Consider the following 21,928-nt stretch of genomic DNA (forward strand, 5'->3'; position numbering starts at 1 on the left):
CCGACCTCACCGCGTCAGGAACCGGTCCCGCAGCCGCGCCGTCGTCGCCGGCGTGATGCCGACCTCGTCCGTCAGGTAGGAGTGGACCGAGCCGTGGCGGGTGGCGAGGTCGGCCAGGGTCAGGCGCAGGATCTCGGCGGGCGCACGGCCGTACGAGGGCCAGCGCATCGTGCGGCCCGGGTGGGCGGCGTGCCAGTCGGCCGTCAGCCGGGCCGTGGCCAGCTCGGTCAGGGCGAAGTCCGCGAGGATCTGCTCCTCGTCCACCCCGAGGAGGGTCAGGACGAGAGCGGCGATCAGACCGGTGCGGTCCTTGCCCGAGGTGCAGTGGAAGACCGCGGGTCCCGGGCCCTCGGCGAGCAGCTCGATCGCGGCGCGGATCTCCGCCACCCCGTCCTCGGCGACCTCGGCGAACCGGTCCGCGAGGAACCGCCACGGGTCGGTGTCCGGGTCGATCTCGGCCTGGTCGTACGGCCGGTGCTCGATGCTGTGGTTGGCGTACGTGAACCGCTCGGGCTCCGGTATCCGCCCCTTCGCCTCGATCTCCCAGGGGTAGCGCAGGTCGATGACCGTACGCACGCCGAGGTCCAGGAACCGGTCCCAGTCGGCGCCCGCGAGCTTGCCGAGGGAGTCCGCCCGGTAGAGGGCGCCCCACACGACGGTGGAGCCGTCCTCCGTGCGGTAGCCCCCCAGGTCACGGAAGTTGTGCAGTCGCTCGAACTCGATGTGGCGGGTCATGCGGGGATCCCCCTCGGTGCCGTTCCGATGATCTTCCTGCGGGCCGAGAGGTTACTCCGGGCGGGCTCAGCCCATCTGCAGGGCCGCGGCGAAGTCCATCTTGTCCTCGAGCCGGCTCAGGTTGCGCCCCGTCAGCGCCTCGATGCGGCTGATCCGGTAGCGCAGCGAGTTCACGTGCAGGTGCAGTGCCTCTCCGCAGCGCGCCCAAGAGCCGTCGTGCTCCAGGAAGGACCGCAGGGTGGGCACCAGGTCGGAGCGGTAGCGCCGGTCGTAGTCCGTCAGCGGGGCCAGCAGCCGGCGGCTGAACTCCCGCCGGACCTCGACCGGGATCAGCGGCAGCAGCGCCATGACGTGCGCGGCGAGATCGTCCGGCCCCCGGGCGGCGACCTGTTCCGAAGGCGCCGCGACCTGACGGGCGTTACGGGCCTGCGCGAGCGCGTGCCGCAGTTCCGAGGCCCCGCCCACCGGGTCGCTGACGCCGAAGGCCAGCCGCTCCCCGGCCCGCAGCCCGCGCGGCAGCGAGCCGCCGGCGACCCGGACGACCGCATCGGGCGTCAGTTTCGTGTCCGCCCCGACGAGCACGAAGGCGACGGCCTCGGCCCCGTCTCCGGCCGCCGTGACGGCCATCCGCGGACCGGCTTCCGGCCCCAGGCAGCGCGGATGCAGCAGGACCTCCTCCAGCAGGTCGCGTACGGACGCCGCTACGGGGAAACCGTGCGCGCCCTTGGCGTCCAGCCGGGCCGAAACGGCCTGCCAGCGCAGCCGGCCTTCCGAGCCGGTGTCCCCGGAGTCCCCGGCGGCCCCGGTGTCGCCCGCCGTGAGCCGGGCCGCCGCCTCCTCTTCCTCGAGGAGCGCCTGCCCGCCGTCCCCGACGGCGGCCGAGCCGACCAGCGCCAGCAGCCGTTCGGCTGCGCGCCGCCGCATCGTGCGGTCGGTGTCGCGGCCGCCGCGCTCCACCGAGACCAGCCGCGCGAGCCGGTCCAGCAGGTCGACGCGTTCGTCGTTCCAGTCGGCACTGTCGGCCTCGACGGCGATCAGCCAGTCGGTCAGCGCCGCACCGGGAGCGGAGTCCGTGTCCCCGGCCCCGGAGCGGACCGGGAACAGGGAGAAGGCCGTCCCGCGCGCGACCGTACGGTGCGGGGCCCGCTCGCCCGCCCGTTCGGCGGCCAGGAACCGCCCCGCCAGCGCCGAGGCCGTCTTCTCCGGCAGCGGTGGCTGCGCGCCCGCGATCTGCCGGCCGGTCGGGGAGAGGATGTGCGCGTGCAGGTCCAGCTCGGCCAGCAGCAGTTCGAGGAGGGCTTCGGCCCCCGCCCCGGCCTGCCGTTGGGTGCTGAAGCGCCGGTGCCGGTCGACGAGCGCGGCGAGACCGCCGATCCGTTCCTCGGTGCGGCCGCGCGCCACGTACTCGGTGACCGAGGTGAACGGCACCTCCACGCCCACCGCGAGCAGCGGCAGCCCGTACCGGGCGCAGGCCTCCACCAGATCGTCGGGGACGTGGCCGAACTGCGCCTCGCCCGCGCCCAGCGCCACGGCGCCCGCCTCCACGAGCACGCGGACGAACGCGTCGGACCGGTCGGCCCCCGCATCCTGGCCGGTCCCCGCGTCCTGACGGTGCCAGGCCAGTCCGGACAGCACCAAGTCGCCCGGGGACACGAAGCGCCCGGGGTCGGGCAGGTCGATGGTCACCGTTCCGAGGACGGGCCGGTCGAGGTCCCGCTCGCCGCCGGGCAGCCGCAGCAGGCGCAGCAGACACAGGTCCGCAGGCGCCTGGGCCTCTTCGGACGACAGCAGATCACGCAGCCTCATGATCCCACTTTGCCATGTGTCGCCGGGTTCCCGATCGCGACGGAATTCCGCTGAACCCCAGGTCAGGCCTTTACGTTGGGGTAATTCCACGGAAATGGGGGTGAGTCCGAGCGCCCCGGTTCGTGGGATCGGTGACTGCCCGACACTCCGCCGGCCCCTAGAGGCCCATCGGAGCGTGCAGTTCGACGAGGAGCTCCACCTCGACGGGTGCGTCCAGCGGCAGCACGCTCACGCCGACCGCGCTGCGGGCGTGGATGCCCGCGTCACCGAAGGCGGTGCCCAGCAGCTCGCTCGCGCCGTTGAGCACGCCGGGCTGTCCAGTGAAGTGCGGATCGCTGGCCACGAAGCCGACCACCTTGACCACGCGCTTCACCGCGGAGAGGTCCCCGGCGACGGAGGTGACGGCGGCCAGCGCGTTCAGCGCGCACTGCTGCGCCAGCTCCTTGGCTTGCTCCGGGGTGACCTCGGCACCGACCTTCCCGGTGAGGGGGAGCGCGCCGTCGACCATCGGGAGCTGGCCGGAGGTGTACACGTAGTGCCCGCTCTGCACGGCGGGGACGTAGACGGCGACCGGCGAGGGCGTCGGTGGGAGCTTCAGGCCGGCGGCGGCGAGGCGCTCTTCGGGGGTGCTGGTCATGGGCGGATCTCCTTGTGGTTGCCGACGGAGGAGGGTGCGGACGAGGAGGAGGCCGGACGCGGGAAGAGGATGACCGGCTTGATCATGCCCGGCTCCTTCGCGGCGAGCCGCCCGAAGGCCTCCCCGACCCGGTCGAACGGGAACTCGTGCGTGGTGATCACCGTCGGGTCCACCAGCCCGTCCCCGATCAGGTGCAGTGCGCGCGCGAGCCGCGCCCCGCTGCTCTGCGGCGGCCGGCAGCGGGCGTACGTGATCTTCCCGCTCTCCGAGAGCCCCCCGCGGGCGGCCCTCGCGGCGGCGGGCGCGGCCGTCGCCATGATCGCGCGGTCGGCGCCGGCGCCGCCGGTCAGCTCCATGATCCGCTCGGTGGTGTCCTCGTAGGCCGGGTCGATCACCACGTCGGCCCCGAACCGCAGGGCGAGGCGCTGGCGCTTCATCTCCGGCTCGACGGCGATGACGCGGGCCCCGCGCAGCCGGCCTGCCGCGATGGTCGCGCCGAGCCCGACCGCGCCCTGGCCGAAGACGACGACGCTGGCGCCCGGGGGAGGCCCGGACTCATCGGCGGCGGCGAAGCCGGTGGGGAGCGCGCCCGCCGCGTAGAGGGCCTGGTGGTCGGAGATGGTGTCGGGGAGCGCGACCAGCCCGGCCCCGGCCGCCGGGGCGCGGAAGAGCTCGGCGAGCCGCCCGTGGCCCTCGACGCCGACGCGTCGGCCGACGTAGGACGGGCAGACCCCGGGGCCGACGGCCTCGACGACGCCGACGGCCTCGTGGCCGAGCCCGGTGGGCGCCCCGGCGGCGGTGTGCCCGTCCCAGGCGCAGATGAGCGCGGCCGTGGTGCGTACGAGGACCTCGCCCGCCCGGGGGTGGGGGACGGGCCGTTCCAGCACGGCGGGCGGCTCGCCGGTACGGCGCAGCGCGAAGGCCTTCACGCGTCTCCTTACTACGTCGTTACACGGCTGGGTTTCCAACCATGCGGGAACGGGTCCGGCCCGGTGGGGGGTCGTAGGTCGCTATCCGGCGGGTCGAGCGTCAGCATTTGGAGCCGCTGCTCGTCCCGTCCGGCCGTCCGGCCGCGGGGTTCACCGATCACGGCCGGGTGACCCGGACCTGGTAGCTGCCGTTGCGCAGCTCGCCCACGACCGAGACGCTGATGCCCGACTTGTCGTCGGTGAAGCTCTCGCCCGGGCGGAACGGCGCGTCCGAGAGCTCCGCGTGCACGTTGGAGCGCCGGGTGCAGCCCCCGCTCGCGCCGGAGCTGTCGGAGACGGTGACGGGCCCGCGGCCGGTGTCCACGTCGGAGTCCACCCTGTAGATGAGGACGCCGGGCTTGCAGACGGCCTCGTCGTTCCCGGCACGGGTGCGCACCTCCACGGCGTACCCGGCGCTCTCCGAGACGGGGACGAAGGCCAGCTTGGTGCCGCCCTCCACGGCCAGCGGGCTCAGCACGTGGTCGCTGACGCCGGACTTCCCGGCGCAGCTGATCTGGTTGCTGTCGAGCCAGCCCAGCTTCCACTTGTGCCAGCCCAGCAGATCGTTGTTGGCGCCCCAGTCCTCGCTCATGATGTCCCAGTGCCCCACCGTGCCGCCGCCGTCGGCGGTGTAGAGGTCGGGCAGGCCGAAGACGTGCCCGTTCTCATGGGGGAGCACGCGGTAGCCGGTCTCCCGGTAGGAGCCGGAGCCGTCGTCCTGGCGGCTGTAGACGAAGGACGTGTTGGCGAGCGGGACGCCGTCCGCCATCGGGGCCTCGCCGTTGCCGGAGAAGGTGACGGAGAGGACGGTGTCGAGGGCGGAGGGGCCGGCGTTCGGCGTGACGAGGATATTTATCAGGTCATATCGGGAGAAATCGACCTCGGCGTCGGAGGTCTTGATGATGTGTTCGACGAGCTGGCGGTAGCCGGGCTCGTACGCGGAACCCCGCTCGATCCCGTACGCCGCGAACGGCATCGGCATCCGCAGCCAGTTCTTTATCGGCGCCTCGGCCCGGTAGGTCAGCCGCCCGTAGGAGCTGGTGCGGAACCAGTCGGACGTCTGCGGGAAGAACTCCGCCAGCCGGTCGGTCGCCGTGCCCTCGCCCTTGGCGTCGGGGAAGTCGATCATCAGGTTCAGTGCGCGGACCTCGCCGGTCGAGCGCGAGTACCCCGGCGCGGTCGGCAGCCCCTCGGACATCTGCACGCCCATCGCGCCGGAGATCCGGCAGGGCGCGAGCAGTGCCTCGGCGCTGGTCGCGCCGACCGGCCCGGCCGCCGAATGGCTGCGACTGGATATGCCCGCGCTCGCCGTCGCCGTGATGCCGAGCGCCAGCGCGGTGATGCCGACGAAGACGCTGGTGCGGCTTGGCTTGCGTATCCGGTGGCGCGTCTGCGGCATGGAGATCGGCCTTCGGGTCCGCGGCAGCCGGCCGGGTCCGGACTGCGCTCTGTGGGCTCACCCTCCGACGGCTGGAGCGGGCTCGCGCGTCGGAAGAGGCCAAACGAGATCAAAAGGCCCAGGTAGGTGTGACCCAGGTCACACGGGAGAGTGAAATAAGCGGGGACCCTCTCCCCGTTTGAACCAGAGTCCCCATGAACCGGGGAGCCGCTCCCCGTTTCGGGCGGAACGAGCGACCCACCCGGAAGTACGCGTGACCCTGTCAGGGAGTCGTCCATGAAGAGCCCCGCCACCACCGATCCGGCGGCCCTGTCCGTACCGGGCCCGGAGGCCGACCTCGACCTCACGGCTCCGGCCGCGGGTGTCGCGGCCTCGGGCGCGGGTGCGTGTGCGGTCGTGGGTGCGGCTGCGGGCAAGGTCAAGGCGGCGGTCAAGGCTGCGGGCAAGCGTGCCCGCACCGGCGCGGACGCGGTCCCGCGCCCGCGCGCCGACGCCGTCCGCAACCGGGAGCGCATCCTGTCCGCCGCCCGCGACGTGCTCGTGGAGTTCGGCCCCGCCGCCCCCCTCGACGAGATCGCCCGCCGGGCCGGCGTGGGCAACGCCACGCTCTACCGGCACTTCCCCGACCGCCCGGCCCTGATCCACCACGTCGTGCTCTTCGGCCTGGACCGGGTGACCGCTCTGGCCGTCGACTCGCTCGCCGAGGAGCCGGACGCCTTCGCCGCCCTGTGCCGGTTCACGCACGCGGCGGCGGACGAGCGGATCGGCGCCCTGTGCCCCGTGCTCTCCAGCGACTTCGACCACGACCACCCCGAACTGGTCGCCTCCCGCGAGGCCTTGGAGGAGACGATCGAGGCCCTGCTGGCCGCCGGCCGCACCTCCGGGCTGGTGCGCACGGACATCGGCGTCGGCGACCTGATGATCGCGCTGTCCCAGCTCAGCCGCCCCCTCCCGGGCACCGGCTGCTTCGACGCGAGCGTGTTCGTCCACCGCCATCTGCAGCTCTTCCTCGACGGGTTGAGGGCGCCGGCGCGCTCCGAACTGCCGGGCTCGGCGACCACGTTGGCGGACCTGAGGCGGAAAACCATGTGACGCCCCCGGGTCGCGCCCTTTAGCGTCGCAAGACCTCCCTAATCGTCACTTTTCAGTCATCTCGCACCACGAAGTGGGTACCCCCATGTCAAAAACAGCCGCGAATCCGCAGCTGGCCGGCGCCGACCCCAGCCGCTGGAAGGCCCTGGTCTTCATCGCGCTGGCGCAGCTGATGGTCGTCCTCGACGCGACCATCGTGAACATCGCCCTCCCGTCCGCCCAGACCGACCTCGGCATATCGGACGGCAACCGCCAGTGGGTCATCACCGCGTACGCGCTGGCCTTCGGCGGACTGCTCCTCTTCGGCGGCCGCATCGCCGACAAGTGGGGCCGCAAGAACGCCTTCATCGTCGGCCTCATCGGCTTCGCCCTGGCCTCCGCCCTGGGCGGCGCCGCACAGGGTGAGGCCATGATGCTGGGCGCCCGCGCCCTCCAGGGTGCCTTCGGCGCACTGCTCGCGCCCGCCGCGCTCTCGCTGCTGGCCGTCATGTTCACCGACGCCAAGGAGCGCGCCAAGGCCTTCGGCATCTACGGTGCGATCGCCGGTGGCGGTGGCGCCGTGGGCCTGATCCTCGGCGGCGTCCTCACCGAGTACCTGAACTGGCGCTGGACCTTCTTCGTCAACATCCCGTTCGCGATCGTCGCCGCCGTCGGCGCCTGGATGATCATCCGCGAGCCGGCCGGCGGCCGTAACCGCGCCCCCCTCGACATCCCCGGCGTCGTGCTGTCCACGACCGGTCTGGTCGCCCTCGTCTACGGATTCACCCGCGCCGAGTCGGCCGGCTGGTCGGACGGCCTCACCGTGGGCATGTTCATCGCCTCCGCGGTGCTGCTCGCCGCGTTCGTCTTCGTCGAGTCCCGTACGAAGAACCCGCTGCTCCCGCTGCGCGTCCTGCTGGAGCGCAACCGCGGCGGCGTCTACCTCTCGCTGGGCCTCGCCGTCATCTCGATGTTCGGCCTCTTCCTCTTCCTCACCTACTACCTGCAGGTCGTCAAGGGCTTCTCGCCCGTCACGACCGGTTTCGCCTTCCTCCCGATGATCGTGGGCATGATCACCGGCTCCACGCAGATCGGCGCCCGCCTCATGACGCGGGTCCCCCCGCGCCTGCTGATGGGCCCCGGCTTCATGGTCGCCGCCAGCGGCATGCTGCTGCTGACGCAGCTCGAGGTCGGCTCCTCCTACCCGGCGCTGATCCTGCCGGCGCAGCTGCTGCTGGGCCTCGGCATGGGTACGGCGTTCATGCCCGCCATGTCCCTGGCCACGTACGGGGTGAACCCGGCCGACGCCGGTGTCGCCTCCGCGATGGTCAACACCTCGCAGCAGGTGGGCGGCGCGATCGGCACCGCCCTGCTGAACACGATCGCCGCCTCCGCGACGACTGCGTACCTGACCGACCACGCGGCCGAGGCCGCGGCGGGCGGCCCGGCGGCGAAGCTGATCCAGGCCCAGGCCATGGTGGAGGGCTACTCCTCCGCGATCTGGTGGGCGGTCGGCATCCTGGTCGCCAGCTCGCTCATCGCCCTGACCCTCATCACCACCGGCAAGCCGGGCGCGGGCGACCCGGTCGCCGAGGGCGAGGACGCCGAGATGAAGATCCCGGTGATCGCCCACTGACCCGGGCGGACCCCGCTCCGGGGTGGGTACGGGAATGACTGATGACCCCGCGTCGTTCAAATTTGAACGACGCGGGGTTAGTCTGTGTGTGGCGGCCCGCCGTGACGATTCCTGGAGCCCCTGATGCCGACGCCCGAAGTCATGACCCCGCACCGGACCCGGATGCCGGCGCTCTACCTGAGCCACGGAGCCCCGCCCCTCGCGGACGACCCGCTCTGGCCCGGCGAACTGGCCGCCTGGTCCGCGGACCTGCCCCGCCCCCGCGCGATCCTGATGGTCTCCGCCCACTGGGAAGAGGCCCCGCTCGCCCTCGGGGCCACCGAGCCGGTCCCGCTCGTCTACGACTTCTGGGGCTTCCCCGAGCACTACTACCAGGTCCGTTACGACGCCCCGGGCGCCCCCGAGCTGGCCGCGTCGGTCCGAAAGCTGCTCAAGGCGCCCGGCACCCCCGTCCAGGACATCCCCGACCGGGGCCTGGACCACGGCGCGTACGTCCCCCTGGTGGAGATGTTCCCGGAGGCCGACATACCGGTGCTCCAGATATCCATGCCGACGCTCGATCCGCGCCGCCTGATGGAGATCGGCCGCAAGCTGGCCCCCCTGCGCGACGAGGGCGTCCTCATCGTGGGCAGCGGCTTCTTCACCCACAACCTGGCCGCCCTGCGCCACACCGGCCCCGGCGTCCCGTCGTGGTCCGCCGAATTCGACGCCTGGGGCCACGAGGCGCTGGCCGCCTCCGACATCGACGCCCTGCTCGACTTCGAAGCCAAGTCCCCGGCCGGCCGCCTGGCCCACCCCCGTACGGAACACTTCGCCCCCCTCTTCGTCACCCTGGGCGCCGCGGAATCCGAGCTCACCACGGCGACCACCCCGGTCTCGGGCTTCTGGATGGGCCTCTCGAAGCGGTCCCTGCAATTTGGCTGACCGCGAGCAGCAGCTCTGGTGCCCCAGCGGCTCGGCGTACGCGCCGGAGTCGCTGGTCCTCGCGGTCCGCGACGGCCTCGACGGCCCCCCGGTCTACCTCCGCGCACCCCGCCCGGCGGCCGAGGTCCTCGCCGAGCTGCCCGAAGGAACCGAGCCGCGCCGGCTGCTCCGCCTGGCCTCCCACTGCGTCCCGCACTGCCTCAACCGCGAGGCCGACACCTGCACCCTGGCCACCCGTCTGGAGGCCACCTCCCGGTTCGGACCCCCGCTCCCGCCCTGTCACCTCCGCCCTCGCTGCAAGTGGTGGACCCAGTCGGGACCCCTGGCCTGCCACGCCTGCCCCCAGGTTTCCACCCGCCCTGGTTAAGGGACGCGGGGCGGCCCGGTGATGTCCTCGCCGATGCTGAACCCCTTGACGGGACCGGCCGCAATCGCGACCGGGGTCCCGTAGGCCGTCCGCGCCTCGTCCTCGTAGACGGCCTTCTCGGGGTTGGGTGAGGTCAGCACGGTGACGGTGCCGCCGTCGTCGAAGTCGTCGATCAGGACGTACACGGGAACGGCCGCCCGGGCGTAATCGCGCCGCTTGCGCGTCCGGTCGCGCGTGATGTTGTCGCTTCCGGGGGAAACGACTTCGACGATCAGCTTTACAGCGGAGGCGTCGACCCCGAGACCGTCCTCGGTGACGTGTCCCTCGGTGTCCTCCAGTACGACGAATAGATCGGGGATCCACACCTTGCGTTTGTGGATGACGTTCATCTCCTGGCGAGCGGCGAACTCGCCGCCGGCGAGGAATACGACGAGCTGATCCCTCAAGCGATTGACGGTACGGCCGTGCGAGTAGCGACCCGTGGGTGACACCTCGATGAACCCCTCGACGATCTCGGCGTGGTAGCCCTCGGGGAGTTCCATGGCTTTCCATGCCTGCCACAGGACGTCGTCAAGGTCCGACGGGGGTGTCGCGACCTTCGGCAATACGGCCTCCAGCGTCTCGTGAGCGAGAGCGGTCATGTGCAGCACCTCCTCTGAGTGTGGGCGTCGCCGGCCGGACGGCACAAGCGACTCTCCGAGGCTCGGGGAGTCGGAGGGTCATGCCGCAGGAATATGCCGCGCCTTCCCTCGGACGGGTAGGTCGTCGCCGGCCGAGGCAACCAGAAGCCGGTGATGGCCGTCTCTTGGGGTAGGAGTGCGGCCGGGGGGCGGTGCTGCGGCGGAGCGAAAACGGCCCTGTCAAGTGTGACGGTGGTCTCATCGCCACCCCGCTCGCGCCGATCCGCCAGGTCTCTGGGGTCGGCCGTAATTACCGCCCTGACCTGCGGATCTTCGGCCCAGGCGGTATCGCCGATCCGCTTTGATCGGGGCGTGGCGGGGCAGGATACTGCAAGATCTCGAAAAACAGGGAGCAACGTGGGAATTCTGTCCCGATTCCAGTCGTTGTTTCCTTCGGAAGCGGGCACTCGGGAGAGTGTCCGGGCAGCCGCACCAGCGCAGCCGAACCACCGCACCACCGCGACCGAACTCATCGCAAGGGAGCACGCATGGCAACCCGCGCCGTCGCCCGTCGTCAGTCCACGAGCAGCGCTCGCGCTGTGGGCGGGGAGATCGCAGACCGCGACCTGGTCGGCATGTACCTGGACGAGATCGCGCGCACCCCGCTGCTCGACGCGGCCAAGGAAGTGGAGCTCTCGCAGATCATCGAGGCGGGCGTGTACGCCCAGCAGATCCTCGACGGCGCGATAGAGCGCAAGGGCGAGGAGCCCTCCCAGGAGGAGCTCGAAGCCCTGGCCGCCGAGGGTGAGCGTGCGAAGGAAGTCTTCATCCGCTCCAACCTCCGCCTGGTCGTCGCCGTGGCCCGCCGCTACCCGCGCAGCGGACTGCCGCTCCTCGACCTCATCCAGGAGGGCAACGCCGGCCTGGTCCGCGCCGTGGAGAAGTTCGACTACGCCAAGGGCTTCAAGTTCTCCACGTACGCCACGTGGTGGATCCGCCAGGCGATCACCCGTTCCATCGCCGACCAGTCCCGCACCATCCGCCTGCCCGTCCACCTGGTGGAGGAGCTCGGCCGGATCCGCCGGGTCCAGCGCGAGTTCAACCGCGAGAACGGCCGGGACCCGGAGCACGCGGAGATCGCCGCCGAGCTGGACACTACGGAGAAGCGCGTCGGCGACGTCCTGGACTGGGCGCGCGACCCGGTCAGCCTGAACATGGGCGTGGACGAGGACGGCGACACGCAGTTCGGCGACCTGCTGGAAGACACCTCCGCCATCTCGCCCGAGCAGTCCGTGCTCTCCCTCCTGCGCAGCGAGGAGCTGGAGGACCTGCTGGGCAAGCTGGACCAGCGAACCGCGTCGATCATCAAGATGCGTTACGGCATTGAAGACGGTCGAGAGCGTACGCTGACGGAAGTGGGCAAGCAGCACGGCCTGACCCGCGAGCGGATCCGCCAGATCGAGAAGCACGCGCTGCTCGAACTGAAGCGGATGGCCCGCGACACCGGCTTCGACGCGGTGGCCTGACCGGCCCCAGACGAAGCCCCCCATACGAGCCCCCGGTGCCTATCCCCCCCAGGCGCCGGGGGCTCCCACGTTTCGGCCCCTCCGGCGTGTGAGGAGCGGGGTCTGGGGCGGAGCCCCAGGTCTTCAAGGGTCCGGGCGCAGCCCGGGAACGGCGGAAGGGCGGGTGGGGGACAGCCCCGCAGGGCCCCGGCTACGACCCCGCCGCCCCGGCCAGCCGCGCACCCAGCGCCCGAGCCGCCTCCACCAGCGCCGCAGGCCCGTGCACGGTGAACGGCACCCCCACCAGCCCCAACCGCGCCACCAACCACTCCGGCGAGTCCGCCGACTCGAACCGCACCCGAACCCCACCCCCCTCCACCGCCCCGGAACCGGAACCGGAGCCGGAACCCGAGCCCGAGCCGGAGCCGGAGCCGGAACCCGGCTCCGCCACCACCCGCTCCCGCAACCACCCCGGCAGGGCATCCGCACACCCGTCACCCGTGAAGGTGACATCCACCAGGTAGGTCCCCCCACCCCGCAGCCCCCGCTGCACGAACTCCACCGCGTCCATCGGCAGCTCCCGCCGCACGAACCTCACCCCCGTCGCGCACGGCTCGCTCACCCGGTCCACCCGGAAGGTCCGCCAGTCCCCGCGCTCCATGTCGTAGGCCACGAGGTACCACCGGCTCCCGGTGCTGACCAGCCGGTACGGCTCCACCAGCCGCCGCGAGGCCACCCCGTCCCGCGCCCGGTAGGCGAACCTCAGCCGCTCCGGGCCCGCCACCGCCGAGGCGATCGCCGTCAGCGTCCGCGGATCCACGTTCGCCCCGTCGCCCCGCGCCACCGCGACCGTCGCCGACTGCAGCGCACCCACCCGCCGCCGCAGCCGCCCCGGCAGGACCTGCTCCAGCTTCGCGAGGGCCCGTACGGAGGCCTCCTCCACGCCCTCGATCGCATGCCCGGCCCCCGCCCGCAGCCCCACCGCGATCGCGACGGCCTCCTCGTCGTCCAGGACGAGCGGTGGCATCGCCGCTCCCGCCACCAGCCGGTAGCCGCCCTCCGCGCCCAGCGTGGCCTCCACCGGGTACCCCAGCTCCCGCAAGCGGTCGATGTCCCGCCGGATCGTGCGGGCACTCACCCGCAGCCGCTCGGCCAGCTCGCTCCCGGGCCACTCGCGCGGGGTCTGGAGCAGGGAGAGCAGGGAGAGGAGGCGGGCCGGGGTATCGGTCATGGTTCAAAGGTGCCAGCCAAATAGGACACCAACTGACCTACATGCCGTCTAGGTTTCTCCTCATGAGCACCGAGACGACCCAGTCATCGCCCGAAGGAAAGAACGGGCCCGTACAAGAAGAGCGGACCGACCCTCCCGCAGAGACCACCTCGATCAGCAAGGCCGGCGACGCCGGAGACACGGGCGGGACCGGCGCGACCGGCAAGACCGCCGCCGGTGGGACCGGCGAGCCCGCTGCCCCCGCCGACCGCCGCCGCTGGATCGCGCTCGCCATCGTGATGACCGCCGCCTTCATGGACCTGGTCGACGTCACGATCGTCAACATCGCGATACCCCGGATGCGCGAGGACCTCGGCGCCTCCACCAGTGCCATCCAGTGGATCACCGCCGGCTACGCACTCGCCTTCGCCGCCGGCCTGATCACCGGCGGCCGTCTCGGTGACATCTACGGCCGCAAGCGCCTCTTCCTCATCGGCATATCCGGCTTCACCGCGGCTTCGCTGCTCTGCGGCCTCGCCCCGAACCCCGACGTGCTCGTCGCCGCCCGCATCCTCCAGGGCGGCATGGCGGCCATGATGGTCCCGCAGGTGCTCGCGATCATCCACGTCACCTTCCCGCCGCACGAGCGCGGCAAGGTCTTCGGCCTGTTCGGCGCGATCATCGGCCTCGGTGCCGTCTCGGGCCCGATGCTCGGCGCACTGCTCACCGAGTGGAACATCGCCGGTCTCGAATGGCGCCCGATCTTCCTGATCAACCTGCCCGTCGGCATCGCGGGCGTGATCCTGGGCCGCAAGTTCATCTCCGAGTCCAAGGCCCCCAAGGCGCTGCGCCTGGACCTGGTGGGCGTCGTGCTCGCGACCCTCGCCCTGGTCATGCTGATCTTCCCGCTCACCCACGGCCGTGAGAACGACTGGCCCGTGTGGGGCTTCGTCTGCATGATCGCCTCGCCGCTGGTCTTCGGTGCCTTCATCGCCTACGAGAAGTACAAGATCCAGAAGGACGGCTCCCCGCTCGTCGAGCTCTCCCTCTTCAAGGTCAAGAGCTTCGCGGGCGGCATCGCCGTCCAGCTGACCTTCGGCATCGCGACCGGCATCTTCTTCCTGGTCTGGACGCTCTACATGCAGATGGGCCTCGGCTGGAGCGCCCTGAAGGCCGGCTCCACCGGCATCCCGTTCTCGATCGCCGTCTCGGTCGCCGCGGGCATGTCCGTGCAGAAGCTCGTACCGCGCTTCGGCCGCAAGGTGCTCCAGGCGGGCGCGCTGGTCATGGCCGCGGGCGTGCTGCTCTACATCTGGGAGTCGGACCGCTACGGCATGGCCATCAGCTCCTGGCAGATGGCCGCCCCGCTGATCGTCATGGGCGCCGGCATGGGCCTGATCATCGCGCCGCTGACCGACACCGTGCTCTCCGAGGTGCCGCGCGAGCACGCCGGCTCGGCGTCCGGGCTGATCAACACCACCGGCCAGATGGGCAACGCACTGGGCCTCGGCCTGACCTCCGTCGTCTACTTCGGGTTCATCGAGGACGACCGGGTCTTCGGACCGCCCTACGTCGACGCGTTCCACAACGCCATGTGGTGGGTCGTGGCCGTCCTGGTCGTGATCTTCTCCGTGATGTTCATGCTGCCGCGCAAGGCCGTCCCCATGGCCGAGCGCGAGGGTGGCACGGAGCACGCGGGCTAGCACCGCGCCTACGCACCTCACTCACGGGCATGTCCGCTTCTGTTGGCGGGCATGCCCGTTTGCTTTGTTTTTAGCCGCAAGCGGGCGTACTCTACGAAGGAACCCACAGAGTCGGGCATCGAACGGATCTGAAACCACATGTACGCACCGGAGCGCCAGCAGGAGATCCTCCGCCTCGCCCGCGAGGCGGGCCGGGTCGACGTCCTGTCCCTGGCCGACCAGTTCCAGGTCACGGCCGAGACCGTGCGCCGCGACCTCAAGGCCCTGGACCGGGCCGGGCTCGTGCGCCGGGTGCACGGCGGTGCCATACCGGCCGGCCGCCTCGACTTCGAGCCCGACCTCACCGAGCGCGAGGCCACCGCGGCCGACGAGAAGGACCGCATCGCGGCCGCCGCCCTCGCCGAACTCCCCGACGGCGGCAGCATCGTGCTCGACGCGGGCAGTACGGTGGCGCGCCTCGCGGCGGCCATTCCGGTCGACACCGCGCTCACCGTGGTCACCCACGCGCTGCCCGTCGCCGCCCGGCTCGCCGACCACACCGGCATCGACCTCCACCTCGTCGGAGGCCGGGTCCGCCACCGCACCCGCGCCGCGGTCGACGCGTGGGCCCTGAGGGCGTACGCCGAGATCCGGGCGGACGTCCTCTTCCTCGCGACGAACGGCTTCACGGCCGAGGGCGGCCTGACCACCCCCGATCTCGCCGAGGCCGCCGTCAAGCGGGCCGCGATGGCGGCAGCCCGCCGCGTCGTCCTCCTCGCCGACTCCGCTAAGGCGGGCCAGGAGCACTTCGCCCGCTTCGGCTCCTTCGCGGACGTCGACCTCCTCATCACGGACCCGGGGCTCGCCCCCGCTGAGAAGGCGGCGATCGAGGCCGCCGGTACGGAAGTTGTGCTCGTATGATCGTCACCGTCACCCCCAACCCCTCCCTCGACCGGACCTACGAAGTCCCCTCGCTGGACCGCGGTGAGGTACTGCGCGCCACCACCGACCGGGTCGACCCCGGGGGCAAGGGCGTGAACGTCTCCCGCGCGGTGGCCGCCGCGGGCGTCCGTACGACGGCGGTCCTGCCGCTCGGCGGCGCACCGGGCACGATGATCGCCGAACTCCTCGGCGCACAGGGCGTGGACGTCACGGCGGTCTCCATCGCCGGCCAGACCCGCTCCAACATCTCCCTCGCCGAACCGGACGGCACCCTCACCAAGATCAACGCCACCGGCCCGGCGCTGACCGCCGAGGAATCGGCGCTCCTCCTGGAAACGGTCCGCACCTGCTCGGGCGGCGCCGCCTGGATCGCCTGCTGCGGCAGCCTCCCGCGCGGCCTGAGCCCCGAGTGGTACGCCGACATCGTGACCCGGGCCCACGCCGCGGGCGCCCGCATCGCGCTGGACACCTCCGGCCCGGCGCTGCTCGCGGCGCTGCCGGCCCGCCCGGACGTGATCAAGCCGAACGCCTCGGAGCTCGCGGCGGCGGTGGGGCGGCCCCTGGCCACCCTCGGTGACGTGCTCAAGGCCGCGGAGGAGCTGCGCTCGCTGGGCGCGGGCGCGGTCCTGGCCTCCCTCGGCGCGGACGGCCAGCTCTTGGTCTCCGAGGAGGGGACCTACTACGGCACGGCGGCCGTCTCCTCGGTCCGCAGCAACGTCGGCGCCGGCGACGCGTCCCTCGCCGGCTTCCTGATCGCGGGGGGTACGGGGCCTGCGGCCCTGGCCTCCGCCCTGGCCCACGGCGCGGCCGCGGTCCAGCTTCCCGGCAGCGCCATGCCGGCCCCTTCCGACCTGCGCCCCGACGCGGTCCACATCACCCAGGACCTGCCCCTGGACCTCCCTCTGTCCGAAATGAGCGACGAGCGATGAGCGAGATGATCACCCCGGGCCTGGTCGACCTCGACCTGTCCGCCCAGTCCAAGGAGGGGGCGGCACGTGCCCTCGCCGAACGGATGGAGGCACTGGGCCGGGTCACCGACCTGGACGGCTTCCTGGCCGACGTGGCGGCGCGCGAGGCCCAGATGCCGACCGGCCTGGAGGGCGGCATAGGCATCCCCCACTGCCGCTCCACCCACGTGACGGCCCCCACCCTGGCCTTCGGCCGTTCCCCGGCAGGCATCGACTTCGGCGCCCCGGACGGCCCGGCGGACCTGATCTTCCTGATAGCCGCCCCCGCCGGCGCCGACGACGCCCACCTGTCGATCCTCTCCACCCTGGCCCGCCGCCTGATGCGCCCCGACTTCGTCGAGGCCCTCCGCGCGGCAGCGACCCCGGAGGAAGCGGCGGCCCTGGTAGCCGGCGAGTCCGAAAACCCGGCCCCACCGGCTACCAACCCGGCCCCACCGGCTACCGATTCAGTCCTTCCGGCCACCAACCCAGCCCCTCCGGCGTTTGAGGAGCGGGGGTCCGGGGGCGGGGCCCCCGGTTTCGGGAAGGGGCGGGGTGGGGAAAGCCCCGCAGGGCAGCCGTTCCGAGTGGTGGCCGTCACCTCCTGCCCCACGGGCATCGCCCACACCTACATGGCAGCGGAGTCCCTCCAACAGGCCGCCGCCGAGGCGGGAATCGACCTCCAGGTCGAAACCCAGGGCTCCGCCGGCTTCACCAAGCTCACCCCCGAAACCATCGCCGCCGCCGACGCGGCAGTCTTCGCCCACGACGTCCCGGTCAGGGAAAGGGCCCGATTCGCCGGAAAGCCCACCGTCGACGTAGGCGTCAAGGCCGGCATCAACCGCCCCGCGGCACTCCTCCAGGAGGCCCGCGACAAGGCCGCCCGAGGCGAGATCTCCACCACCCCGACCCCGGTCGAAGAGGCCGGCGAGCCCCAGGACGGCTACGGCGCGAAGCTCCGCACCTGGCTGATGTCCGGCGTCAGTTACATGGTCCCCTTCGTAGCCGCCGGCGGCCTCCTCATCGCCCTCGCCTTCGCCATCGGCGGGTACGAGATCAACAACGCCCCCTCGGTCGCCGAGCACTTCGTCTGGACCGAGGCCGCCAGCTGGGCCGCGCTGCTCTTCCAGACCGGCGGCCTCGCCTTCGGCTTCCTGGTCCCCGTACTGGCCGGCTACATCGCCTACGGCATGGCCGACCGCCCCGGTCTCGTCCCCGGCTTCGTCGGCGGCGCCGTGGCCCTCACCATCAACGCCGGCTTCCTCGGCGGCCTGATCGCCGGCCTCATCGCGGGCGGCACCGTCCTCGCCGTCCAGCGGCTGAAGATCCCCACCGCCCTGCGCGGGATCATGCCGGTGGTGGTCCTGCCGCTCATCGGCTCAGCCGTCACCGCGTTCCTGATGTTCCTGGTCGTCGGCAAGCCGGTGGCCTCGCTCCAGCAGGCCCTCACCGACTGGCTGTCGGGCCTCTCCGGCGCCAACGCGATCATCCTCGGCGTCATCCTCGGCCTGATGATGTGCTTCGACCTCGGCGGCCCGCTCAACAAGGTGGCCTACGCCTTCGCCATCGGCGGCCTCGCCACCCCCAACGAGGGCAGCCTCAAGGTCATGGCCGCCGTGATGGCCGCCGGCATGGTGCCGCCGCTGGCGATGGCGCTGGCCACCACGGTGCGCGGCCGGCTCTTCTCCAAGACCGAGCGCGAGAACGGCAAGGCCGCCTGGTTCCTCGGCGCCTCCTTCATCAGCGAGGGCGCCATCCCGTTCGCCGCGGCCGACCCGCTGCGCGTGATCCCCGCCTCCATGGTGGGCGGCGCGGTCACCGGAGCGCTCTCGATGGCCTTCGAGTGCACCCTGCGGGCCCCGCACGGCGGCATCTTCGTGATCCCGCTGATCGGCAACCCGCTGCTCTACCTGATCGCCATTGCCGCCGGTACGGCCACCAGCGCCGGCCTGGTCATCCTCCTGAAGGGGATGCGCAAGCAGGACGAGCCCCCGCAGCAGCAGGCCGGGGCCGCCGAAGCGGCGCCCCTGCCGGAGCCGGCGAAGGTCACCGTCGCCGCCTGATCCGACCCGCCCCGGTCACCTCACCCGCGCGCGGAGCTCCATGGCTCCGCGCGCGGCCGTTTCGGTCTCGTAGACCTCGCACATGTGCCGCCCGTCCGGGGTCACCGTGTGCTCGACCTCCCACAGGCTGAACTCGCTCCCGTCCAGCAGGACGAAGGAGTGCTCGTACAGGCTGAAGCCGGCGTCCCGCCCGTCCGCCAGGCACTGCCGGGTGCCGAAGACCTGAGTGATCTGGTGCGCGTAGGCCGACCGCAGGAGCAGGGCCACCCGCTCGCCCGGCCGGTCCGGGTTCTCCGCACGGCGCAGCACCCGGCGGGCGTGGTCCGCGGCTTCCTCCACCGCGTACTCGCGGTGCCGCTGGGCCGGGGTCGGATTGCCGAACAGCGCGCTCAGCACGGCGATGTCACTGTCCGGCTCATCCTCGACCGTCACCTCCACGAGGTCCCGCGCCACCTGCGAGGGGATCTCACCGAAGAGCCGGGCCGCCGCGAGGCAGGTCTCCGCCTTGCCGGCGAAGACCTCGTACCGTATCGAGAGGTCGGCGTCCTGACGGTGCGCCAGCTCCCACAGGACCACGGAGTCGCCGTCGGACAGCAGGTAGGCGTGCCGGTGTATCTCCCGCCACGGCCCCGCCGCCGGGCTGCGGCGCGTGGTGTGGAGCGAGGACCTGTGGGCGAGCGCGGTGCCCAGCCGCTCGACCAAGTCGTCAGGAAGGTCGAAGGAGTTGAGGGCGCGGCCCAGGAGTCGCTCGAGGTGCGCCTCGGTTGTCTCGTGCGGATCGCTCAAGGTGGGTCTCCAGGCCGTCGCAGCTTGTCACTTCGCGGAAGCTCAACGTAGCCCCTGGGTCTGACATCACGTCCGGGGTTCGGTAAAACGTCCGGGAAGCGTCAGGGGTTCCAGCCACCCCTTCAGGTCAACCTCCATGTTGATGAGCATGGTTGGGCCGGATAGCGGGCACAAGGGCGGGAGCATGACCGTATGGCAACAAATATCGTGGGCGTCCCCCGCCAGCAGGGCCGCCCCCACAACCGCAAGGACGCAGAACCGATCGCAGCCCCGCGCGCGCTGGCCTGGATACTGCTGATCACCGGGGCCGCCGGAGTGCTGGCCGCCTGGGTCATCACGCTGGACAAGTTCCTGCTGCTGGAGAACCCGAACTTCAAGCCCGCCTGCAGTCTCAATCCGGTGGTTTCCTGCGGCAGCGTGATGAAGAGCGAGCAGGCGGCGGCCTTCGGCTTCCCGAACCCGATGCTCGGCCTGGTCACCTACGGGGCGGTCGTGTGCGTCGGCGCCGGCCTGCTGGCCGGGGCCCGGCACCGCGGCTGGTTCTGGCTCGGACTCAACGCCGGAATGCTCTTCGGCGTCGGATTCTGCTCCTGGCTCATGGTCCAGTCGCTCTACGAGATCAACGCGCTCTGCCTGTGGTGCTGCCTGACCTGGGCGGCCACCCTGGTGATGTTCTGGGCGGTCACCGCGCACACCGTCCGGACGGGGATCCTCCCCGCGCCCGCGCCGGTGCGGAACTTCTTGGCCGACTTCGGCTGGGCACCGCCCGTCCTGCACATCGGCGTGATCGGGATGCTGATCCTGACCCGGTGGTGGGACTTCTGGACCGGCTGAGGCCGCCGGACGACATGCGAGGGCCCCGGCAGCTGGACGCTGCCGGGGCCCTCGTCACTTCACGACTTCACACCGCTTCTTCGAACGCGTCGCTCCACGGGCGCCGAGTCTGTGGACCACGGGGTCCCGGAGCGTAGATCGTGAGCGGAGATCAGCTGTTGGCGGAGACGTTGCCCGAGAGGACCGGGATGTTGTCCAGGATGTGCGAGAGCGGCTCGTCGCCCTTGGCCTGGGTGGAGTTCTCGGTGCACTGCTGGTTCTGCGGGTTGGACAGGACGTTGATGTCCTGGACGCCGATGTTGAGCAGCGCGATCAGCGACTGGGCGTTGACCTTGGCCGGCAGGCCGATGCAGGGCTTGTTCAGGGTGCCCTGGACGACGCCGAGCTGCGGGCTCATGTCACCGTGGGTCTTCTGGTTGCCGTACGCCTGCACGGCGCCGTTCCCGTTGACGGTGTTGATCCCGTTGTCGTTGCCGATCGCCATGGCGGGGGCGGCAGCAGCAGCGCCCGCGCCGACGGCGGCGGCGGTGACCGCGGCAGCAGTCATGATCTTCTTGAGCATCTTGATCCTTTTGTCGCACGAGTGCCCGCTAGTGGAGCGCCCTGATCAACTGCCCAGCGGGAGGGTTGGTTCTGCTGCTTCACTCAAACGGCCTGTCTGCGTGCAGGTTTTCCCCGGGTGGGGTGAGCCGCCCCCGGACGCGTGCGCGAAGCCCGTACGCACCCCGCAGCGGCGTACGGGGCACCGGGCTCCTGTTGCGCTCCGTGGAACCCCTTCGCACGGTGGGTAAGGAAGCGGATCGCTCGGGTCCGCTTTTGAGCGACCACCAGAAGGAACATCCATGCACCGCACCAAGGCCTCCCGCATCCGCGTCCTCGTCCCGTCGGCCCTGGCGGTCGTCATACTCACCGGCGCGGCAGCTCCCGCGGGCGCCGCAGAAGGTGCCGGTACCGCCGCGAACCGGGTGGCGGCAGCCCAGGAGGAGATCAACGAGAGGGTGGCGGCGGCGGGTCCCGTCGAAGACGCCCTCGCCGCGGTCTCCAAGATCCTGGCGGACCTGACCAAGAGCCTGGGCACCCTGCTGCCGGGGATCAAGATCCCCGAGATCAAGCTGCCCGCGCTCCCGTCCCTGCCGCAGATCCCCGCGATCCCGGGGCTCCCCGACCTGCCGATCCCGGCGGTTCCGGAGATCCCCGACCTTCCGATCCCCGATGTCCCGATCCCCGATGTCCCGATCCCCGACGTCCCGGCGCTCCCGGTCTCCGATCCCGCGGCCCCGCCCGCGGCTGCGGTGCCCGCCGTGCCGGCGGTGCCCGGGACGCCGACGGGCCTCGTCCCGCAGATCCCGTCGTTCGCCGAGTTCCTTCCGTAGGAGCCGGGACGGGACCCGGATCCGTACGCGGACCCGCACGCGGTTACGACTATTGGGCTGAACAGGTCTGATCGCGTGCGGAACCGTGTCGTCTGGGAAGGTGGAGCGTTTCGCTCGATGTGAGCCCCGGAATCGGGGCAGAACATCGAAGAGAAGGTGCACTTCCCATGAACACTGCCAAGAAGGCCGCCCTGGTCCTGGCCACCGCTGGTCTCGCTGCGGCCGGTGCCGCCGGCTCCGCAATGGCCGACTCCAAGGCCGAGGGCGCGGCCGTGGGTTCCCCCGGTGTCCTCTCGGGCAACCTGGCCCAGGTCCCGGTCCACGTTCCGGTCAACGTCTGCGGCAACTCCGTGAACGTGATCGGCGCGCTGAACCCGGCGTTCGGCAACGTCTGCGTCAACGACTGACGTTCGACGCAACACA

At 71.6% G+C, this 21,928-nt stretch carries 21 protein-coding genes; 12 read left to right on the forward strand and 9 right to left on the reverse strand.

Annotated elements, in window-relative coordinates:
- Positions 1-6: 6 nt before the first annotated feature.
- The 5 genes from ACFVX6_RS17710 to ACFVX6_RS17730 form a co-directional block, all read right to left on the reverse strand.
- Positions 7-735 (reverse strand): tyrosine-protein phosphatase, encoded by a 729-nt coding sequence (locus ACFVX6_RS17710; protein ID WP_389692407.1) that lies wholly within the window; start codon positions 733-735, stop codon positions 7-9.
- Positions 736-801: 66 nt separating this feature from the next.
- On the reverse strand, positions 802-2,541 hold the full coding sequence (locus tag ACFVX6_RS17715) for a PucR family transcriptional regulator (protein ID WP_389692409.1): 1,740 nt from the start codon (positions 2,539-2,541) through the stop codon (positions 802-804).
- Between the two features lie 157 nt (positions 2,542-2,698).
- On the reverse strand, positions 2,699-3,178 hold the full coding sequence (locus ACFVX6_RS17720) for a RidA family protein (protein WP_389692411.1): 480 nt from the start codon (positions 3,176-3,178) through the stop codon (positions 2,699-2,701).
- Positions 3,175-4,107, reverse strand: coding sequence for a zinc-binding dehydrogenase (locus ACFVX6_RS17725; RefSeq protein ID WP_389692413.1), 933 nt, complete (start codon positions 4,105-4,107; stop codon positions 3,175-3,177). Before ACFVX6_RS17725 ends, ACFVX6_RS17720 begins: the two co-directional genes overlap by 4 nt.
- Positions 4,108-4,264: 157 nt before the next feature.
- Positions 4,265-5,545, reverse strand: a complete 1,281-nt coding sequence (locus ACFVX6_RS17730; RefSeq protein ID WP_389692415.1) for a M6 family metalloprotease domain-containing protein — start codon at positions 5,543-5,545, stop codon at positions 4,265-4,267.
- A 276-nt stretch (positions 5,546-5,821) separates the two neighbouring features.
- Between ACFVX6_RS17730 and ACFVX6_RS17735 the strand changes: the two genes are divergently transcribed.
- The 4 genes from ACFVX6_RS17735 (at position 5,822) to ACFVX6_RS17750 (ending at position 9,543) form a co-directional block, all read left to right on the forward strand.
- Positions 5,822-6,637: a TetR/AcrR family transcriptional regulator gene (locus tag ACFVX6_RS17735; protein ID WP_389692417.1), complete on the forward strand. Its 816-nt coding sequence runs from the start codon at positions 5,822-5,824 to the stop codon at positions 6,635-6,637.
- 85 nt (positions 6,638-6,722) lie between these two features.
- Positions 6,723-8,252, forward strand: a complete 1,530-nt coding sequence (locus ACFVX6_RS17740; protein WP_389692419.1) for an MFS transporter — start codon at positions 6,723-6,725, stop codon at positions 8,250-8,252.
- Positions 8,253-8,393: 141 nt separating this feature from the next.
- Positions 8,394-9,176 carry a dioxygenase gene (locus tag ACFVX6_RS17745; protein ID WP_389692461.1) on the forward strand — a complete coding sequence of 261 codons (783 nt, stop codon included), beginning with the start codon at positions 8,394-8,396 and terminating at the stop codon, positions 9,174-9,176.
- On the forward strand, positions 9,169-9,543 hold the full coding sequence (locus tag ACFVX6_RS17750; protein ID WP_389692421.1) for a hypothetical protein: 375 nt from the start codon (positions 9,169-9,171) through the stop codon (positions 9,541-9,543). Before ACFVX6_RS17745 ends, ACFVX6_RS17750 begins: the two co-directional genes overlap by 8 nt.
- On the opposite strand, the gene ACFVX6_RS17755 is transcribed toward ACFVX6_RS17750, so the two are convergent.
- Positions 9,540-10,184 (reverse strand): Uma2 family endonuclease, encoded by a 645-nt coding sequence (locus tag ACFVX6_RS17755; RefSeq protein WP_389692423.1) that lies wholly within the window; start codon positions 10,182-10,184, stop codon positions 9,540-9,542. The two genes, ACFVX6_RS17750 and ACFVX6_RS17755, sit on opposite strands and share 4 nt — an antisense overlap.
- A 527-nt stretch (positions 10,185-10,711) precedes the next feature.
- Between ACFVX6_RS17755 and ACFVX6_RS17760 the strand changes: the two genes are divergently transcribed.
- Positions 10,712-11,689, forward strand: coding sequence for an RNA polymerase sigma factor RpoD/SigA (locus tag ACFVX6_RS17760; RefSeq protein ID WP_389692425.1), 978 nt, complete (start codon positions 10,712-10,714; stop codon positions 11,687-11,689).
- A gap of 190 nt (positions 11,690-11,879) precedes the next feature.
- On the opposite strand, the gene ACFVX6_RS17765 is transcribed toward ACFVX6_RS17760, so the two are convergent.
- Positions 11,880-12,899 carry a helix-turn-helix transcriptional regulator gene (locus ACFVX6_RS17765; RefSeq protein ID WP_389692427.1) on the reverse strand — a complete coding sequence of 340 codons (1,020 nt, stop codon included), beginning with the start codon at positions 12,897-12,899 and terminating at the stop codon, positions 11,880-11,882.
- A 62-nt stretch (positions 12,900-12,961) separates the two neighbouring features.
- On the opposite strand from ACFVX6_RS17765, the gene ACFVX6_RS17770 reads away from it, so the two are divergent.
- From ACFVX6_RS17770 to ACFVX6_RS17785, 4 genes are all read left to right on the forward strand, one after another.
- On the forward strand, positions 12,962-14,581 hold the full coding sequence (locus tag ACFVX6_RS17770) for an MFS transporter (protein WP_389692429.1): 1,620 nt from the start codon (positions 12,962-12,964) through the stop codon (positions 14,579-14,581).
- A 138-nt stretch (positions 14,582-14,719) separates the two neighbouring features.
- Complete coding sequence (locus ACFVX6_RS17775) at positions 14,720-15,481, forward strand: DeoR/GlpR family DNA-binding transcription regulator (RefSeq protein WP_389692431.1); 762 nt, start codon at positions 14,720-14,722, stop codon at positions 15,479-15,481.
- Positions 15,478-16,431, forward strand: a complete 954-nt coding sequence (gene pfkB / locus ACFVX6_RS17780) for a 1-phosphofructokinase (protein WP_389692433.1) — start codon at positions 15,478-15,480, stop codon at positions 16,429-16,431. The genes ACFVX6_RS17775 and pfkB overlap by 4 nt, the downstream gene beginning before the upstream one ends.
- Positions 16,428-18,512, forward strand: a complete 2,085-nt coding sequence (locus ACFVX6_RS17785; protein WP_389692435.1) for a fructose-specific PTS transporter subunit EIIC — start codon at positions 16,428-16,430, stop codon at positions 18,510-18,512. The genes pfkB and ACFVX6_RS17785 overlap by 4 nt, the downstream gene beginning before the upstream one ends.
- A 15-nt stretch (positions 18,513-18,527) precedes the next feature.
- Here ACFVX6_RS17785 and ACFVX6_RS17790 read toward each other — a convergent pair whose 3' ends face one another.
- A complete protein-coding gene (locus ACFVX6_RS17790; protein WP_389692437.1) occupies positions 18,528-19,298 on the reverse strand; it encodes a DUF6227 family protein in 771 nt (256 codons plus the stop codon).
- Positions 19,299-19,490: 192 nt separating this feature from the next.
- On the opposite strand from ACFVX6_RS17790, the gene ACFVX6_RS17795 reads away from it, so the two are divergent.
- Complete coding sequence (locus ACFVX6_RS17795) at positions 19,491-20,132, forward strand: vitamin K epoxide reductase family protein (protein ID WP_389692439.1); 642 nt, start codon at positions 19,491-19,493, stop codon at positions 20,130-20,132.
- Between the two features lie 151 nt (positions 20,133-20,283).
- Here ACFVX6_RS17795 and ACFVX6_RS17800 read toward each other — a convergent pair whose 3' ends face one another.
- A complete protein-coding gene (locus ACFVX6_RS17800; RefSeq protein WP_389692441.1) occupies positions 20,284-20,694 on the reverse strand; it encodes a rodlin in 411 nt (136 codons plus the stop codon).
- 280 nt (positions 20,695-20,974) lie between these two features.
- Here ACFVX6_RS17800 and ACFVX6_RS17805 point away from each other — a divergent pair, with 280 nt between their 5' ends.
- Entirely contained in the window at positions 20,975-21,505 is a 531-nt protein-coding gene (locus ACFVX6_RS17805) for a hypothetical protein (protein ID WP_389692443.1), read from the forward strand.
- A 167-nt stretch (positions 21,506-21,672) separates the two neighbouring features.
- Positions 21,673-21,912, forward strand: coding sequence for a chaplin (locus ACFVX6_RS17810; RefSeq protein WP_389692445.1), 240 nt, complete (start codon positions 21,673-21,675; stop codon positions 21,910-21,912).
- The last annotated feature ends 16 nt before the right edge of the window (positions 21,913-21,928 follow it).

Origin of the sequence: Streptomyces sp. NPDC058289 (assembly GCF_042880975.1) — a bacterium.
In the GTDB taxonomy this organism is placed as follows: domain Bacteria; phylum Actinomycetota; class Actinomycetes; order Streptomycetales; family Streptomycetaceae; genus Streptomyces; species Streptomyces stoeckheimensis.